This window comes from Rhodococcus sp. LMD, assembly GCF_056108245.1.
The window spans coordinates 886,449-902,806 of sequence record NZ_CM148557.1 but is presented as its reverse complement, the minus strand read 5'-3'; the positions used below and the strand labels follow the sequence as shown (position 1 = coordinate 902,806).

The following is a 16,358-nucleotide window of genomic DNA, read 5'->3' as shown; positions in this document are numbered from 1 at the left end:
GTGGCCGAATGTCACACCGGTTCGATCTGATCGACCCGGTGTGACATTCGGCCACAGTGGATTCCGCGAGCGGTACCGCGTCAGGCGCGCGCCAGGACCTTCGCCTCCTCGACCACGACGGCAGGTTTCGCGTCGGCCGGGCCGTGGCCGTCGTCGACCATCGTCTCCTCGTCGAACGGGATACGGCCGGCGAGGACGTCGCGGACGCGACCGCGGTCGACGGTTCCGGTCCACGTTCCCACCAGCAGGGTGGCGACGGCGTTGCCGGAGAAGTTGGTGACCGCGCGCGCCTCGGACATGAACCGGTCGATGCCGACGATGAGGCCGACGCCGTCGAGCAGCTCCGGACGGTGGCTCTGCAGGCCGCCGGCGAGCGTGGCCAGGCCCGCCCCGCTCACCCCGGCCGCGCCCTTCGACGCGACGATCATGAACACCAGCAGGGAGAGCTGCTCGGCCAGCGACAGCGGCGAACCGAGCGCGTCGGCGATGAACAGCGAGGCCATCGTCAGGTAGATGGCGGTGCCGTCCAGGTTGAACGAGTAGCCGGTGGGCACGACGACACCGACGGTCGTGCGCTCGACCCCGACATGCTCCATCTTCGCGATGAGCCGCGGCAGCGCGGACTCGGACGAGGACGTCGCGAAGATCAGCAGGTACTCGCGGGCCAGGTACTTGACCAGCTTGAAGATCGACACCCCGGCCACCATCCGCAGCAGGGAGCCGAGCACACCGAACACGAACAGCACGCACGTGAGGTAGAACCCGATCATCAGGGTGCCGAGCTGGACGACCGCGCCGAGACCGGTCTGCCCGACCACGTTGGCGATGGCGCCGAAGGCACCGATCGGAGCGAGCCACAGGATCATCGACAGGATCTTGAACACGAGCTTCTGCACGTAGCCGATGCCGCGCAGGACCGGCTCGCCGGACTTGCCGAGTGCCTGCAGCGCGAAGCCGACCAGCAGCGCGACGAACAGGGTCTGCAGCACACTACCCTCGGTCAGCGCCGACAGCAGCGACGTGGGGATGATCGACGCGACGAAGTCCATGGTCCCGCCCGCGGCATGGGCTTTGTCGGCCAGCGCGGCGCCGGCGCCGGCGGCCTCCGGGGACAGGTTGAGGCCGCTGCCCGGATCGAGCAGGTTGCCCACCCCCAGGCCGATGCCCAGCGCGACGGTGGACATGCCGAGGAAGTACACCATCGCCAGGCCGCCGACCTTGCCGACGCTGGCAGCGGCCCGCACCGAGCCGATGCCGAGGACGATCGTGCAGAAGATGACCGGGCTGATCATCATCTTGATGAGGTCGACGAACATCGTGCCGAGGACGCCGAACGACTTGCCGACGTCCGGGGCGAGCCAGCCGACGAGGACGCCGGCCACCACTGCCACGATGACACCGACGTAGAGCCAGTGCGTGCGGTCTCTGCGCTGGGCCGGTGGCGTGGCGCCGGGTGCCCGGGAGTCTGGTGACGTGCTCATGGCGGATCCTCTCGGATGGGCGGTTCGGGGGCTTCGTGATCGCGGTCACGTTCCTGATAGAAATGGTGGTGTCGCAGCCTCACCCGGTGAAGGTTGCGTTCATTTCGTTCAGGTGATGTCGCGCTCACGAGGCGGACCCACCGGCATCCGGAAGGAGTACGCCCGTGCCGCCGACCGCGCACCGGCCGTCGATGAGCGTGGCGCGTCAGCTGCTGGTGCTGCAGCTGGCGGTGCTCGCCCTGGTCATCGCCGCAGGCACCGTCCTCGTCGGGATCGACGAACGCCGCGACAGCGACGACGCCACCCGCCGCACCGTCCTCGGCATCGCCGAGGCTCTCGCGGGCTCCGATTCGACGGCCGCGGCGTTGCGGACGCCGGATCCGACGGCGGTGCTGCAGCCGCGCACCGAACGGATCCGCGAGGCGACCGGTACCGATTTCATCGTCGTGATGGCGCCGGACCGCACCCGGTACACCCACACCGATCCCGCCATGATCGGTCTGCCGTTCAGCGGCAACATCGACGCTGCGCTCGACGGCACGGCGTTCACCGAGACCTACGCCGGTTCGCTCGGCCCGTCCATCCGGGCCGTGGCGCCGATCCTCGACGGCGGGCAGGTCGTCGGTCTCGTCTCCGTCGGCGTCACCCGCGCGCGGGTCGCCGACCAGTTCGCCCGCGGGCTGCCCGCCCTACTCGGTCTGTCGGCCGCGGCCCTGGCCGTCGCCGCGGCCGGCGCCGTGCTCGTCAGCCGGCGCCTGCGCCGCCAGACCCTCGGACTCGCGCCGGACGAACTGCGCCGGCTCTACGAGCACCACGACGCGGTCCTCCACGCGATCGGGGAGGGCCTGATCGTGATCGGCACCGACGACCCCGCCCGCGTGGAGGTCGTCAACGACGAGGCGCGGCGCCTCCTCGGTCTCGGCGACGGCCCGGTCACGACGGACGATCTGCCCGAGGCGCTGCGGGTGGCCGGCCCGGACGCGGACGCCCGCGGTGACGTACTTCTCACCGAGGACCGCGTCCTGGTCGTCGACCGCAGCCCGGTGCAGTGGGAGGGCCGGCGGATCGCCACGGTGACGACGTTGCGGGATCGCACCGAGCTACGTACGGTGCTGGGCGAACTGGACTCGGTCCGCGGTTTCGCCGACGCGCTGCGCGCACAGGCACACGAGTCGGCGAACCGGCTGCACACCATCGTCACGATGGTCGAACTGGGACGTCCCGAGGAGGCGGTCGCGTTCGCGACGGAGGAACTGCGCCTGTCGCAGCAGCTCATCGACCGGCTCACCGCGTCGGTGCAGGAACCCGCACTCGTCGCCCTGCTGCTGGGGAAGATCAACGACGCCGCCGAACGCGGCGTCGAACTGACCGTCACCGACGACACCGCGCTGGGCCCGACCCCCCTCGGCACCCGCGACCTGGTGACACTCGTCGGCAATCTGGTGGACAACGCCATCGACGCCGCCCGGGCCGTCGACGAACCGTGGGTGGAAGTGACGATACGACAGGATGATTCGAACATGATCGTCGAAGTGGCGGACAGCGGACCGGGGATGTCGCCGGAAACCCTCGCCCGCGCCATGACGCGGGGCTACTCCACGAAGGCAGACCACCACGGCCTGGGGCTGGCCCTCGTCGCGCAGGTGGTGACGCGGCACCGCGGCACCCTGCGTACCGAGCCGTCGCTGGGGTCGATGGTCGTCGCCGAGATCCCCCTGCAGGCCGAGCACGCAGGCGGCGCACCGTGATTCGCGTCCTCGTCGTGGAGGACGAGCCTCGCATCGCCGACGCCCACCGCGCGTACGTCGATCGACTGCCGCAGTTCACGGTCGTCGCCGTCGCCGGCACCGGCCGGAACGCGCTGCGTGCCGTCGCGGAGGCCGCGAAGGCCGGTGAGCCGGTGGATCTGGTGCTGCTGGACATCGGGCTGCCCGACATGAGCGGCCTCGACGTCGCGGCGGCGCTGAGCGGGATCCGGCCGAGCCCGGACATCATCGCCGTGACCTCCGCGCGCGACCTCGAGGTCGTTCGCACCGCCGTCGCCCGGGGTATCGTGCTCTACCTGCTCAAGCCCTTCACCTTCGCCGCCCTGAGCGACAAGCTCGACCACTACCTGGCCTACCGCGAGGCGCTCGGCGCGTCCGGCGCGGCCGCCGGCCAGCACGACATCGACCGGGCGATGGCGGCGCTGCGGACCTCCGATCCGCGTGCGTCGTCCCCGAAGGGCGTCGCGCCCCACACTCTCGATGCGGTCGCCCGGTGTCTGCGGGAGGCGTCGGGCCCGCTGACGGCCGCCGAGGTGGGCAGCGCAGTGGGCGTGTCGCGGGTGACGGCGTGGCGGTACCTCGAACGCCTGGCCGACGACGGCGTCGCCGCCCGGCACACCGAGTACGGTCGCGCCGGCCGTCCGCAGATCCGCTACGCCCCGCGCTGAACGAGGGGCCGCCCCGGGGAGCCGCCCGTGGACCGAATGTCACATTGCGTCGATGACATCGACGCAATGTGACATTCGGCCACCAGGCATTCGGCCACCAGGGCGTTGGGCCACCAGGGCGTTGGGCCACAACAACGTTCAGGGACGATATGCGCCCGACGTCTCGAGGACCCACGCGAACTCGAAGGCGACCTCGCGCCACTTCTCGTACCGGCCGGACACGCCCCCGTGGCCGGCGCTCATCTCCGTCTTGAGCAGCAGCGGCGCGTCGCCGGTCTTCGTCGCGCGCAGCTTGGCCACCCACTTGGCCGGTTCGACGTAGAGCACCCGCGTGTCGTTGAGGCTGGTGATCGCGAGGATCGCCGGGTAGTCCTTCGCCTCGACGTTCTCGTACGGGCTGTACGAGCGCATGTACTCGTACACCTCGGGGTTGTCGAGGGGGTTGCCCCACTCGTCCCACTCGATCACCGTGAGCGGCAGCGACGGGTCCAGGATCGAGGTGAGCGGGTCGACGAACGGCACGTTCGCGAGGATCCCGGCGAACAACTCCGGCGCGAGGTTCGCCACCGCACCCATGAGCAGTCCGCCCGCACTGCCGCCGTCGGCGACGAGGCGGTCGGGCCGGGTGACGCCGGTGTCGATCAGATGCCGGGCGCAGGCGACGAAATCGGTGAAGGTGTTCTTCTTCGCCAGCGTCTTGCCGTTCTCGTACCAGTGCCGGCCCATCTCGCCGCCGCCCCGCACGTGGGCCACCGCGAAGACCATCCCCCGGTCGAGGAGCGACAGCCGCGCCACCGAGAAGCCGGGGTCGATGCTGGCCTCGTACGACCCGTACCCGTAGAGCAGCACCGGCGCATTCGCGGGCGCACCCTTGCGGGCCACGATCGACAGCGGGATGCGCGTGCCGTCCTCTGCCACCGCCCAGTCCCGGCGCTGCTCGTAGTCCGACGGATCGAAGTCACCGAGCACCGGCTGGGCCTTGCGCAGCAACAGTTCTCCGGAGTCGACGACGTAGTCGTAGACGCGGCTGGGGGTGATGAACGACGTGAACCCGAGCCGCAGCATCGGCTGGTGCCATTCCGGGTTCGCACCCGGACCGACGGCGAACAGTTCCTCGTCGAACTCGAGTTCGGTCAGCTCGCCGTAGCCGTCGGCGGTCAGCGGCCACACCGCGAGCCGGGTCAGCGCCTCCCGCCGGTAACCGAGCACGAGATGCCCGGCGAACGCGTCGACGTCCTCGAGGCGCACGTCGTGCCGGTGCCCGATCAGAGTGCGCAGAGCAGACGGATCGTCCACGGGTGCCTCGGCGAGAACGAAGTTCTCCGCCTTCTCGCGCGTGATCTCACCCGTCGCGTCGTCCACCACCTCGACGACGTCGTTGTGCATGACCAGGAACCGGTCCTCGCCGCCGACGACGGCATGCTCGGCGCCGTACTCGACCCCCTCGCGCCGCGGCAGCAGCACCCGGAACTCGCCGGTGGGGTCGGCGGATTCGAGGACCCACCCCTCGGTCGTGATCTTGGATCCCACCCAGATCATCAGGTACTTCTCGCTGCGGGTGGTGCCCACGGACACCCAGAACCGCTCGTCGGGCTCGTGGAAGACCCGGACGTCCTCGGTGTGGGACGTACCCAGACGGTGGCGCCACACGGTGTCCGGTCGCCAGGACTCGTCCACGGTGAGATAGAAGATGTGGCTGTGGTCGATCGCCCACGTCGCGCCGGGTGCGGTCCCGGGGATTTCGTCGGCGAGCAGCTCACCGGTGCCGAGGTTCTTGAACCGCAGCGTGTAGCGCTCGTCGCCGACGACGTCGACCGAGTAGGCGAGCAGCGTCCCGTCGTGGCTGATCGAGAACGCACCGAGGGAGAAGAACTCGTGCCCGGCGGCCTCGACGTTGCCGTCGAGCAGCACCTGCTCCCCGGGCAGTTCCACACCCGGTGCCAGCTCCGGCGGATTCCAGTCGTCGGGGTCGGAGATCGGGCAGCGGCACTGGATGCTGTACTGCTTGCCCTCGGCGGTCCGGGCGTAGTACCACCAGTCCCCCATGCGGGTGGGCACCGACATGTCGGTTTCCTGCGTGCGGGACTTGATCTCCTCGAAGATCTTCTCCCGCAAGGGCGCCAGGTGCGCGGTCTGCTTCTCGGTCCACGCGTTCTCGGCCTCGAGGTGGGCGATGACCTCGGGGTTCTCCTTGTCGCGGAGCCACTCGTACTCGTCGACGAACGTGTGCCCGTGATGCACCCGCTCGGACGGCACCCGCTTGGCGATCGGCGCGGTCATGCGCTCGGCTCCAGCCAGTCGGAGAACGACAGACCCGAGATCCGTTCGTAGGCTTCGATATACCTCTCACGGGTGGCGTCGACGATGTGCTGCGGCAGGGGCGGCGGCGGGGTGTCGGAGGTGCGGTCCCATCCGGACTCGGGACTCGTCAGCCAATCGCGCACGAACTGCTTGTCGAAGCTGGGCTGCACCTTGCCCGGCTCGTACCCCTCGGCGGGCCAGTAGCGCGACGAATCCGGGGTGAGCACCTCGTCGGCGAGGACGAGGTGCCCGGCGCCGTCGAGTCCGAACTCGAACTTCGTGTCGGCCAGCAGGATGCCCTTGTCCGCCGCGTACATCGCGGCGCGGCCGTAGATGTCGAGGGTGTCCTCGCGCAGCTTCACGGCGAGATCCTGGCCGACCTTGTCGACGACCTCGTCGAAGGTGATGTTCTCGTCGTGGTCGCCGAGTTCGGCCTTGCTCGCGGGAGTGAAGATCGGATCGGGCAGCCGGCTGGCCTCCACGAGGCCGTCGGGCAACGGGACGCCGCACACCCCACCGGTCCTCCGGTAGTCGATCAGGCCCGATCCGGTGAGGTAGCCGCGGGCGACGCACTCGATCGGCACCATCTTCAGCCGTTTGACGACGAGGGCGCGGCCGAGGACCTCGGCGGGGATGCGGTCGTCGTCGGGCTCACCGGCGAGGTGATGGTTCACCTCGAGCAGGTTGAAGAAGAACACGCTCATCGCGGTGAGCACCCGGCCCTTGTCGGGAATCGGGGTGTCGAGCACGTGATCGTATGCCGAGATCCGGTCGCTGGCCACGAGGAGCAGGTGCTCGTCGTCTATGACATACAGGTCCCGGACCTTGCCGCCGGCGAGGTGGGGGTAGGACTCGAGTGATGGACGCACGGTGCCACCCTAGTGCGCCGCCCGGACCTGCACGGCACCCCCGCCCGATCCCGGGATCGTTCACGACGACAATGATCGTGACCGGAACCCCACCCCGAACAGGAGCGTGATGTCGGCGGCACCCCGGATCGACGTGGGTCTGCGCTCGGAACGCGGACCGATTCTCGCGGCCCTGATGCTCGCCACCGCGCTCGTCGCACTCGAGAGCACCGTCCTGGCCACCGCCGTTCCGACCGTCGTCGCGGACCTCGGTGGCTTCACGCAGTTCCCGTGGCTGTTCTCGAGTTACCTGCTCACCCAGGCCGTGCTCGTGCCGGTGTACGGCAAGTTGTCGGACGTGTACGGGCGCAGACCCGTGCTGGTGTTCGGGATCGCGCTGTTCGCCCTGGGCTCGGCGCTGTGCGCGCTGGCATGGAGCATGCCGGCCCTGATCGCGTTCCGCGCGGTACAGGGACTGGGCGCGGGGGCCGTGCTGCCGATGGCGCAGACCATCGCCGGCGACATCTACACCGTCGCCGAACGCGCGAAGGCCCAGGGCTACCTCGCGAGCGTGTGGGGCATGTCGGCGATCGTCGGCCCCGCCGTGGGCGGGGTCTTCTCCGACTTCGTGTCGTGGCGGTGGATCTTCTGGATCAACCTGCCGCTGTGCGCGCTGGCCGTGGCGGTGCTGCTGAGGGCGTTCACCGAGTCACGGCCCTCCGGGCCGCGGCGGCCGGTGGACCGGGCCGGTGCCGCGACGCTCGCGGCGGGCTCCGGACTGCTGATCCTGGGTCTGCTCGAGGGTGGGCAGGCCTGGGCGTGGGCGTCGGCGCCGAGCGTCGGGGTGTTCGCGGCCGCCGCGACGCTGCTGCTGCTGTTCGTGTGGGTGGAGCGACGCGCGGCGGAGCCGATCCTGCCGCCGTGGGTTTTCGCCCGCCGCGTCGTGCTCACCAGCAGCGCGGTCGCTGCTCTCGTCGGCGCCGTGGTGCTGGGCCTGACCTCCTACGTGCCGGCGTTCGTGCAGGGGTCGCTGGGCACCACGGCGCTGGTGGCGGGATTCACCCTGTCGACGATGACGATCGGCTGGCCGCTCGCGGCGGCGCGCTCCGGCTGGTTCTACCTGCGGATCGGGTTCCGCAACACCGCGATGATCGGCTCCGTCCCGGTGCTGGCCGGCACCGGTCTGCTGACGCTGCTCGACGAGCGGTCACCGGTGTGGCAGGTCGCGGGGTGCTGCGTACTCGTCGGTCTCGGGATGGGCCTGATCGCGAGCCCGGCGCTGATCTCGGCGCAGTCGAGCGTGACGTGGGCCGAGCGTGGGGTGGTGACGGGGGCGTACTCGTTCGCCCGCTCGATCGGCAGCGCCGTCGGGGTCGCGGTCTTCGGGGCACTGGCGAATGCGGCCGCGCACGACGTCGCCGGCTCGGGACCGCTCGCGCCGGAGCAGCTCGCCGACGCGGTGGCGCCGGTGTTCGTCGCCCTTCTCGTGACCGCGGTGGCCCTGGCCGTGACGGCCGCCACGATGCCGAACCGGCCTGCGGAACAACCCGACCCCACCTAGATTGGAAAGGCTCACCTAAGGTGTGGGGTATGTCGAACGAAGACGGGCTGCTGCCCAGCGTCATCGAAGTCGCGAAGGTCGAGGACATCACCCCCCGCATGCGCCGCGTCACGTTCGCCGGACGCGGCGTCGAGGTCTACGCGAGCGACCCGACCCGGGTGCCCAACATCAAGCTGATCTTCCCGCGCGCGAACGGTGACCTCGACCTGCCCGTCAACACCGGCGGCCGGCGCCTCGAGTGGCCCGACCCCACGCTCAAGGCGCAGGTCCGCACCTACACCGTGCGGCGACTCGACCCCGCGGCCGCCGAGATGGACGTCGACTTCGTCCGGCACGGCGACGAGGGCCTGGCCAGTGCCTGGGCGGAGCGGGCCCGTCCCGGCGATCGCCTCGCGGCGGCCGGCGGCGGCGGGATCGTCGCGCCCCCGGCCGACTGGTACCTGATCGTCGGCGACGAGACGGCGCTGCCCGCGATCGGCCGCATGCTCGAACGCCTCCCCGAGGGCGCCCGGGGCACCGCCGTCGTCGAGGTCGCCGACGAGGGCGAACACCAGGACCTGCGCTCCCCCGCCGACATCGAGATCCGCTGGGTGCACCGCGACGGCGCCCCCGCGGGCACCACCACGCACCTGACCGACGCGGCGACCGCCGTGCCGATCCCCGACGGCGAACTGAAGCGATTCGCGTGGGTGTCGGCCGAATCGAAGACCGTGCTGCGGATGCGCAGCTACCTGCGCCACGAGGCCGGCTTCGACCGCCGGTCCACCCTCGTCATCGGCTACTGGCGGCACGGCATGACCGAGACCGGGTACGGCCGCACCACCGACCACGACCGGGACTTCACCGAGCACGACGCCTGAGCCGGGCCGAGCGACTCGGGCCGAGCGGATGTATCGTCCCCCTCCTCAGCGCCGGCGGGCGATACATTCGCTCGGCCGCAGGCCGCTCAGGGCGACGAGTCGGGCCCGTGCACCTGGTCGTGCAGGGCCTCCATCCGGACGTCGAGGTCGCGGGCGGTCGCGGCCGCCGCGCGCAGTTCGTCGAGCAGTTCGACGGGCACCGCCTTGTCGTACTTGTAGAAGATCTTGTGTTCGAGGCTGGCCCAGAAGTCCATCGCGACGGTGCGGATCTGCAGTTCGACGAACACCGGCTGCACGCGGTCGGACATGAAGACGGGGACCTCGACGATCGCGTGCAGGCTCCGGTATCCGTTGGGCTTCGGGCACGCGATGTAGTCCTTGACCTGGACGACCCGGATGTCGTGCTGCCCGGTGATCAGGTCGAAGATCCGGTAGACGTCGGAGACGAAGCTGCAGGTGATGCGGATGCCCGCGATGTCGTAGATGTTGTCGCGGATCGCGTCGAGGGTGAGCGGCAGGTTCTTGCGGACGGCCTTCTCGACGACCGATTCGGGGGTCTTCAGCCGCGACTTGACGTGCTCGATCGGGTTGTGGTCGTGGGCGAAGCCGAACTCCTCCCGCAGGATGTTGATCTTGGTCATCATCTCGTCGATGCCGAACTTGTAGACCATCAGGACGCGGCGGAACTCCCGCTGGAGCGCGATCTGCGGCGGGTCCAGGTGGAGCTGCGCGGGCTCGAGTCGTGGTTGCCTCAGCTGCACGTCGTCAGCGCCGTCCACCGTTTCTGTCACCGTCTGTCTCCTCGTCGCCTTCCCGATCGAGTCTGCCAGGTCGGCCGAGGGTGGGGCCCGGCGACGACTCGGAGCCGCGGCGACGAGCGTGGGCGCGAGGCGCAGCGACCGCGCCGGAACGGCACGGTCGCTGCGCGCCCTCACGCGGGCACCGTCGTCACCACGGCAGCGGCACCCACCGGTCGAACAGCCAGAACCCGTGCCCCTGCGACCCGGGCTGCTGATGCTGCGGGGCCGGCCGCTGCGGGGCCGGCTGCGGCTGTTGCTGCTGGTGCTGCATCGGGGACGCCTCGGCGCTCGCGGCGCCGGCGCCCACCGCCGCCAACGCGATCGTCCCGGTCGCCGCGACCTTGCCCAGCTTCGTGTTCAGAACCTTCACGACTTCGCAGTCCTCTCGTCAGGGGCGAGGCGGTTCCCCGCCCGTCGGACGACTCGACACCGACTCGCGCAGCCGGCAGCAGGCTCGGGAAACCCTGACGTTCGGCTCCGAATTCGCGATGCCCGCCCGCGGTGGCCGCCGCGGACGCCCTGACCGTCCGTCCCGACGAATCGGATCCGGTACGGCTCAGCATGTCGTATCCCCCTCCGGCACAGCGAGATCGACGAGGTAGCGTGCGACGGGCAGGTCGATGCACCACTGGCCGCTCAGCACCACCCCGTGCTGGGTTCCGCGGTACGTGACGAGCACCGCGTCCAGTTGCTTCGCCAGGTCCACCCCCGCCTGGTACGGCGTCGCCGGATCCTCGGTGGTGGAGACGACGACGATCGGGGGCAGGCCGTCGACCTCCACGGCGTGCCGATCTCCCGTCGGCGGCACGGGCCAGAAGGCGCACGCACCGAGCGGCGCGTTGCCGGTGCCGCGGCCGTCGTCGAGGAACGGTGCCGCTGCACGGGACCGGGTGTCGAGTTCACCGGCCACCGCCGGGTCGGTCACGGCGGCGTCGTCGACGCACCGCACAGCCGCCATCGCCTCGCCGGAGTTCGAGTACGAGCCGTCGGCGAACCGGCCCTCGTACATGTCGGCCAGCAGCAGCAGCGTGTCGCCCCGGCCCTGCTCCAGCTCGGTGAGTCCGGTCCGCAGGTACTCCCAGCCCTGCGGCGAGTACAGGGTGGCGACGACACCGCTGATCGCGTTCGGATAGCTCAGTCCCCGCGGATCGTCCGTGGCCGCGGGACGGTCGATGAGGGGATCGACCAGCGAGCGGAACCGCGCGACCGCGGCCGCGGGATCGGCGCCGAGGGGGCAGTCCTCGCGGGTCGCGCAGTTCGCGGCGAACGCGTCGAATGCCTGCTGGAAGCCGGCGGCCTGCCGCACCGCCTCCTCGACGGGGTCCTGCTGTGGATCGAGCGCCCCGTCGAGCACCATCGCGCGTACGTTGCCGGGGAACGCCTCCGCATAGGCCGAGCCGAGCCGGGTCCCGTACGAGTATCCGAGGTAGTTCAATCCCGCGTCGCCGAGCGCGGCCCGGATGACGTCCATGTCCCGCACCACGTCGCGGGTGCCCACGTGTGCGAGCACGTCGGTGCCGGTGCGTTCGGCGCAGCGCGCCGCGTACTCCCGGCTCTTCTGCTCGGCCCGGGCAATGCCCTCGGCGGTCATGTCCACCACGGGATCCTGCCGCCACGCGTCGGTCTCCTCGGATGTCAGGCAGTCGATCCGCGGCGTCGACGCCCCGATTCCGCGCGGATCGAATCCGACGACGTCGAACCGCTCGGCGAGTTCGGTGCCGTCGGCGACGACGGCCGTCCCGAGCCCGGAGGCTCCCGGTCCGCCCGGGTTGACGAGCAGTGATCCGATCTTCTCTCCCGTCGCCCGCGAACGGGACAGGGCGACCTGCGCCGTATCGCCCTCGGGGCTCTCGTAGTCGATCGGCACGGTCACCCGCGCGCACTCGAGCCCGGCCCCGACCAGGTCCGACCCGTCGGTGCTGTAGCCGTCGCACGACTCCCACCGGACCTGCTGGGTGTAGAACGGTTCGAGGCCGGGCGGGATCTCACCGGTCGTGGAGGCGAAGCCGGTGGCGACGACCGGAGACGAGAACCCGCCCACGATCAGGGCCGTCGCCGCTCCCGTTGTGGTCACCAACTGCAGGACCCGTTGCCGGATCCCGCGTTCGCCGTTCGACGCCATGAATCGACCTGCCCTCCAGTGGTACTCGACCGGAGGAAGCAGATCCCTCCGCGGACCACTACAGGGTCGGCGCCGACGGCGCTCGGTACCACCACCCCGAGGGTGCCGATGGGCACCCCCTCGACGGCACCGCGCGGCCCGCTCGTGCGGTCAGCCGGGTCGCTCGGCGATGCGCTTGATCGCCTCGAGGCGACGGTCCCACTGCCGTCCGATCGAGTCCAGCTCGCCGGCCAGTTCGCCGAGCCGGGTTCCGATTGCCCGGTAGCGGATCTCCCGCCCGATCCGGAACGACTCCACGAGCCCGGCGTCGGCGAGGACGGTCAGGTGCTTCGCGATCGCCTGACGGCTGACCGGCAGCCGCTCCGCGAGCGCACTCGCGGACAGGTCCTCGGCGCCGATCGCGGTGAGGATGTTCCAGCGGGTTTCGTCGGCCAGTACCGCGAGCACCGCCGGAACTCCCTTCGCCACATCGTTCACCGGGATTCCAGGAACTCCACCAGATCGCCGAGTTCGGCGCGCCAGCCGTCGACGTTGCCGTCGTGGGCCGCCTGCGGGTCGACGAGCTCCTCGAAGCCGGTTTCCACCAGGGTCAGCCGGGTGCCGCCGTCGATCTCCGCGAGGTCGAACCGCACCACCGTGGAGTTACCCGGCACCGGGTCCACGTTCGCGTCGCGGGCCCAGCGGTAGACGAGCGTCTTCGGCTCGTCCACATGCTCGACCAGGACGCGGAAGGGACCGTGGTCGTGTCCCGTCCAGCCGAACGCGCCCGCGCCTCCGGGCGATGCGTCGAATTCGATTCTGTCGCCGAACCATTGCGCGATCAGTTCGGGTTCGGTCAGTGCGGCCCATACCTTGGTGGCCGGGGCCGCGATGTCGATGGTGCGGGTGATGTCGAGCGGGGCCATGATCGCCTCCAGTCCGGGGATACGATTTGTGCAACTCCAGGGTTGCATCTCTCTCCCCAAACCGCAACCCCGAAGTTGCACTAATTCGGGTCTTCGCGGCGCCGGGCCGTCTCTCAGAGCTCCCGGTCGACGACGAGCATCTGGACGGCCCCGAACCAGGGGACGATCCGGCCCGGCAGGGCGGCAATCGGCTCGAGTCGATGCCCGAACCGCGCCGCGGTGAACAACCGGCCCCGCACCTGGGCCCGGCCGTGTCGACCGCCCAGGCGGCGCAGCTCTCGCCGAGAAACGTAGCGTGCGGCCGAGTACGGCGCTCGTCGGGTGGGCCGATCGATCCACCCCCACGGGCTGGTGGGGTTGAGGGTGAGCGCGACGATGCGCCCGCCCGGGCGAGTGATACGGGCCATCTCGACCAGCACCGCCGCGGCGTCGGTGAATTCGAGGGTCGCGATCGTGACGGCGGCGTCGGCAACGGCATCCGGCACGGGCAGGCGAGTGGCGTCGGCGCGCACGAGCCGGGCGGGTGCCCGGTCGGTCGCGACGGAGAGCATGCCCGCCGCGAGGTCCACACCGAGCATTCGGGCACCGCGGTGGGCGAGATGGCTCACGAGCCGGCCGGTCCCGCAGCCGACCTCGACCACGGTCCGGCCGGCCACGTCGGGCAGGACCTCGTCGACCGCGTCGCGCTCCACCGCCCAGGCGTGGGCACCCCACGGGGTGTCGAACCAGGTGTCGTAGTCCCGCGCCCGCGCAGCGCCGGTCGTCATCCGTCGCTGCGCGGGGGCGTGGGGGTGCGGAACGTGGACATGCCGTCGGGTTCCCCGCATCCGAGCCCCGAAACAACGGCTCGCGCCGGACCTCGGCTGCGGGTACGCCGTCAGTCGAAGTCCGGAACGGCGACGGTGTCGGAGACCACGCTGTAGACGAGCAGCAGGACGCCGTTGTCGAGGACCTTGCAGTCGCGGAGGTCGAGGGTCGCCTGCGCCTCGACGGAGTCGAACAGGCGCCGGCCCGAGCCGACCAGCACGGGGTAGACGGCGAGCCGGTACTCGTCGACGAGTCCCTGACTGCGCAGGAACTCGACGAGGCTGCCGCTCCCCATGACCAGCAGGTTCTTCTCGGCCTTGAGGGCGCGGATCCCCTCCGCGACGTCGCCCTCGATGCGGGTCGCGTTCCACTCGAGTTCGGTGAGCGTGGTCGTGGCGACGTGTTTGGGAATGTCGTTCATCTGCGCCTTGGACGCGTCGTCCTCGCCGGGATGATCGGGCCAGACCGCGGCAAACTCCTGGTAGGTGGTGCGGCCGAGGAGCAACGCGTCCGCCTCGTTCAATTCGCCGTCCTTGAACGCGGCGATCGTGTCGTTCCAGTACGGGAACGTCCACGCGGGGTTCTCCATGACGCCGTCCGCAGAGACGAACTCGGTGACCGTGACCTTGCCCATGACATCCACTCCTCTTCGGCTTGCCCCGTCCGCGCGGACGGGCGTGCTGTCTCGGATACAGACCGGCCGGCTCCGCCGAACTCATCGCGGCACGGACCGGACGGACTCAGACGACGCGCTCGAGGCTAGTGCCCTCGTCGAGCCGGCGCAGCGTCCGTAGGCCCGCCCACAGCAGCGCGGTGACCACCAGCCCGACGGCGCCGTACGCGGGCAGCGCCGCGGAGATCGGCACCAGCGTCGCCACACCGCCCGCGACCACCGCGCCGACGGAGGCGCCGGCGGTGACCTGCGCCGCCCACACCGCGGCGATACGCCCGCGGTACTCGTCGGGAGTGTGCTTCTGCACCGTCGCATACCGGACGATATCGGTGAGCGCGTCGCCGAAACCGTGCGCGGCCAGACCGATCAGCGCCACCGCGACGGTCGCGGTGAGGCCCGCCCCGACGAGCCCCGCGGCGGAGACGGCCATGAGCACGAAGATCGCCTGTCCGGACCGGCGGAGACGACCGGTCCAGCCGCTGGTGAGGGAGCCGATCACCGCGCCGACCGCCGGGGCGGTATAGAGCAGTCCGACCACCGACGGTCCCGCGCCGAGCACCTCCGTCGCGTACTCGGGGACGAGCACCGACCAGCCGGCGAGCAGCATCGTCACGAACCCGCACACGAGCACGCCGCCGATGACGCGGTTTCCCGCCGCGTAGCGGAAGCCGCTCGCCACCGAACGCAGCGGCGACTCGTCGGCGACGTGGGCCGGCGGCAGCGCCGGCAGCCGGGTGATGCAGAAGGTCGTGATCGCGGTGGTGAACGCGGCCAGCGCGTAGGCCACCCCGACTCCCCCGGTCGCGATGACGACGCCGCCGAGCGCCGGCCCGATCATCGCGCCCAGGTCGCCGGTCAGCGCCATGAGGGCGCCGGCGGCGGCCATCTTCTCCCGCGGCAGCAGGCTCGGTGTGACGGCCATCAGCGCCGTTGCGGAGATGCCACCGCACACACCGTCGATCACCGCCGCCACGTAGACGACCCACATCCTCGGATCGGGCAGGAACGCGTTCACCGCGAGCACCGCGAACGCCACACCCGCCGTGCCGCGCGCGAGCGCGATGACCCGGCGCCGGTCGTAGCGGTCGGCGAGCACCCCGCCGGCAAAGGTGGCGGCGAACGTGGTCACGCCGAGCACCGCCGAGACCGCGGCGACCTGCGCGGTGGATCCGGTGAGCCGATACACCTGCAGGGGCACGGCGACGACGAGGAAGCCGAGGCCGAACAGCGACACGACCCGGGCGGTGAAGATGTAGCGGAATTCGCGGCTGGTGCGCAGCGGGTCGAGGTCGAGGACCAGCCTGTCGATCAGGGCCACGGCCGGGTCACCGCGCGGTGAGCAGGTCGTACCACGCCTCGAGCTGCGGTTCGGTGGCCAGGGAGACGAAGTCGACGTCCGCGCCGGCGTCGCGCCACCGCTCCACGAGCGCCATCAGGCGCACCGAGTCGAGGCCCTGGTCGACGAGGCTGACCGCGGGGTCGAGTTCGTCGGCCTCGATCTCGAGAAGCCGCGCGACGTCGGTGCGGATCGTCTCGCGGTCCACGGTGCCGGACTGTGCTGACATG

At 70.7% G+C, this 16,358-nt stretch carries 16 protein-coding genes; 4 read left to right on the top strand and 12 right to left on the bottom strand.

All coding sequences use genetic code 11. The annotated features are described in order from the left end of the window. Nucleotides 1-80: 80 nt before the first annotated feature. The gene (locus tag ACWPQI_RS04140) at nt 81-1,481 is read right to left on the bottom strand and encodes a cation:dicarboxylate symporter family transporter (RefSeq protein ID WP_026137724.1); all 1,401 of its coding nucleotides are present in this window, start codon (nt 1,479-1,481) and stop codon (nt 81-83) included. A 191-nt stretch (nt 1,482-1,672) separates the two neighbouring features. Here ACWPQI_RS04140 and ACWPQI_RS04135 point away from each other — a divergent pair, with 191 nt between their 5' ends. Beyond that, a complete protein-coding gene (locus tag ACWPQI_RS04135; RefSeq protein WP_043822548.1) occupies nt 1,673-3,229 on the top strand; it encodes a sensor histidine kinase in 1,557 nt (518 codons plus the stop codon). Further along, the gene (locus ACWPQI_RS04130) at nt 3,226-3,915 is read left to right on the top strand and encodes a response regulator (RefSeq protein ID WP_017680607.1); all 690 of its coding nucleotides are present in this window, start codon (nt 3,226-3,228) and stop codon (nt 3,913-3,915) included. Before ACWPQI_RS04135 ends, ACWPQI_RS04130 begins: the two co-directional genes overlap by 4 nt. Nucleotides 3,916-4,053: 138 nt before the next feature. Here the strand turns inward: ACWPQI_RS04130 and ACWPQI_RS04125 are convergent, their stop codons facing one another. Then, complete coding sequence (locus tag ACWPQI_RS04125; protein WP_017680606.1) at nt 4,054-6,195, bottom strand: S9 family peptidase; 2,142 nt, start codon at nt 6,193-6,195, stop codon at nt 4,054-4,056. Next, nucleotides 6,192-7,085 (bottom strand): phosphoribosylaminoimidazolesuccinocarboxamide synthase, encoded by an 894-nt coding sequence (locus ACWPQI_RS04120; protein ID WP_010593789.1) that lies wholly within the window; start codon nt 7,083-7,085, stop codon nt 6,192-6,194. Before ACWPQI_RS04120 ends, ACWPQI_RS04125 begins: the two co-directional genes overlap by 4 nt. Nucleotides 7,086-7,194: 109 nt before the next feature. On the opposite strand from ACWPQI_RS04120, the gene ACWPQI_RS04115 reads away from it, so the two are divergent. Both ACWPQI_RS04115 and ACWPQI_RS04110 read left to right on the top strand, forming a co-directional pair. Continuing rightward, nucleotides 7,195-8,625 carry an MDR family MFS transporter gene (locus ACWPQI_RS04115; RefSeq protein ID WP_010593788.1) on the top strand — a complete coding sequence of 477 codons (1,431 nt, stop codon included), beginning with the start codon at nt 7,195-7,197 and terminating at the stop codon, nt 8,623-8,625. Nucleotides 8,626-8,654: 29 nt separating this feature from the next. Next, entirely contained in the window at nt 8,655-9,485 is an 831-nt protein-coding gene (locus ACWPQI_RS04110; protein ID WP_017680603.1) for a siderophore-interacting protein, read from the top strand. Between the two features lie 86 nt (nt 9,486-9,571). Here the strand turns inward: ACWPQI_RS04110 and ACWPQI_RS04105 are convergent, their stop codons facing one another. The 9 genes from ACWPQI_RS04105 to ACWPQI_RS04065 form a co-directional block, all read right to left on the bottom strand. Continuing rightward, nucleotides 9,572-10,240 (bottom strand): GTP pyrophosphokinase, encoded by a 669-nt coding sequence (locus ACWPQI_RS04105; protein ID WP_371851025.1) that lies wholly within the window; start codon nt 10,238-10,240, stop codon nt 9,572-9,574. Between the two features lie 193 nt (nt 10,241-10,433). After that, nucleotides 10,434-10,655 carry a hypothetical protein gene (locus tag ACWPQI_RS04100; protein WP_017680602.1) on the bottom strand — a complete coding sequence of 74 codons (222 nt, stop codon included), beginning with the start codon at nt 10,653-10,655 and terminating at the stop codon, nt 10,434-10,436. 186 nt (nt 10,656-10,841) lie between these two features. After that, nucleotides 10,842-12,407: an alpha/beta hydrolase gene (locus tag ACWPQI_RS04095; RefSeq protein WP_040273982.1), complete on the bottom strand. Its 1,566-nt coding sequence runs from the start codon at nt 12,405-12,407 to the stop codon at nt 10,842-10,844. A gap of 150 nt (nt 12,408-12,557) precedes the next feature. Continuing rightward, entirely contained in the window at nt 12,558-12,884 is a 327-nt protein-coding gene (locus ACWPQI_RS04090) for an ArsR/SmtB family transcription factor (RefSeq protein WP_017680600.1), read from the bottom strand. Beyond that, nucleotides 12,881-13,312 (bottom strand): SRPBCC family protein, encoded by a 432-nt coding sequence (locus ACWPQI_RS04085; RefSeq protein WP_010593782.1) that lies wholly within the window; start codon nt 13,310-13,312, stop codon nt 12,881-12,883. The genes ACWPQI_RS04090 and ACWPQI_RS04085 overlap by 4 nt, the downstream gene beginning before the upstream one ends. A 113-nt stretch (nt 13,313-13,425) precedes the next feature. Further along, on the bottom strand, nt 13,426-14,079 hold the full coding sequence (locus tag ACWPQI_RS04080) for a class I SAM-dependent methyltransferase (protein ID WP_010593781.1): 654 nt from the start codon (nt 14,077-14,079) through the stop codon (nt 13,426-13,428). A gap of 110 nt (nt 14,080-14,189) precedes the next feature. Next, a complete protein-coding gene (locus ACWPQI_RS04075; protein WP_010593780.1) occupies nt 14,190-14,753 on the bottom strand; it encodes a dihydrofolate reductase family protein in 564 nt (187 codons plus the stop codon). Between the two features lie 106 nt (nt 14,754-14,859). Next, nucleotides 14,860-16,110, bottom strand: coding sequence for an enterobactin transporter EntS (entS, locus tag ACWPQI_RS04070; RefSeq protein WP_040273976.1), 1,251 nt, complete (start codon nt 16,108-16,110; stop codon nt 14,860-14,862). Nucleotides 16,111-16,117: 7 nt separating this feature from the next. After that, nucleotides 16,118-16,357: a phosphopantetheine-binding protein gene (locus ACWPQI_RS04065; protein WP_010593778.1), complete on the bottom strand. Its 240-nt coding sequence runs from the start codon at nt 16,355-16,357 to the stop codon at nt 16,118-16,120. Nucleotide 16,358: the final 1 nt, after the last annotated feature.

Coding starts and splice junctions, on each gene's coding strand:
- ACWPQI_RS04065 (WP_010593778.1), bottom strand. CDS start 16,357: ATGTCAGCACAGTCCGGCACCGTGGACCGCGAGACGATCCGCACCGAC.
- ACWPQI_RS04095 (WP_040273982.1), bottom strand. CDS start 12,407: ATGGCGTCGAACGGCGAACGCGGGATCCGGCAACGGGTCCTGCAGTTG.
- ACWPQI_RS04125 (WP_017680606.1), bottom strand. CDS start 6,195: ATGACCGCGCCGATCGCCAAGCGGGTGCCGTCCGAGCGGGTGCATCAC.
- ACWPQI_RS04075 (WP_010593780.1), bottom strand. CDS start 14,753: ATGGGCAAGGTCACGGTCACCGAGTTCGTCTCTGCGGACGGCGTCATG.
- ACWPQI_RS04110 (WP_017680603.1), top strand. CDS start 8,655: ATGTCGAACGAAGACGGGCTGCTGCCCAGCGTCATCGAAGTCGCGAAG.
- ACWPQI_RS04080 (WP_010593781.1), bottom strand. CDS start 14,079: ATGACGACCGGCGCTGCGCGGGCGCGGGACTACGACACCTGGTTCGAC.
- ACWPQI_RS04085 (WP_010593782.1), bottom strand. CDS start 13,312: ATGGCCCCGCTCGACATCACCCGCACCATCGACATCGCGGCCCCGGCC.
- ACWPQI_RS04115 (WP_010593788.1), top strand. CDS start 7,195: ATGTCGGCGGCACCCCGGATCGACGTGGGTCTGCGCTCGGAACGCGGA.
- ACWPQI_RS04140 (WP_026137724.1), bottom strand. CDS start 1,481: ATGAGCACGTCACCAGACTCCCGGGCACCCGGCGCCACGCCACCGGCC.
- ACWPQI_RS04135 (WP_043822548.1), top strand. CDS start 1,673: ATGAGCGTGGCGCGTCAGCTGCTGGTGCTGCAGCTGGCGGTGCTCGCC.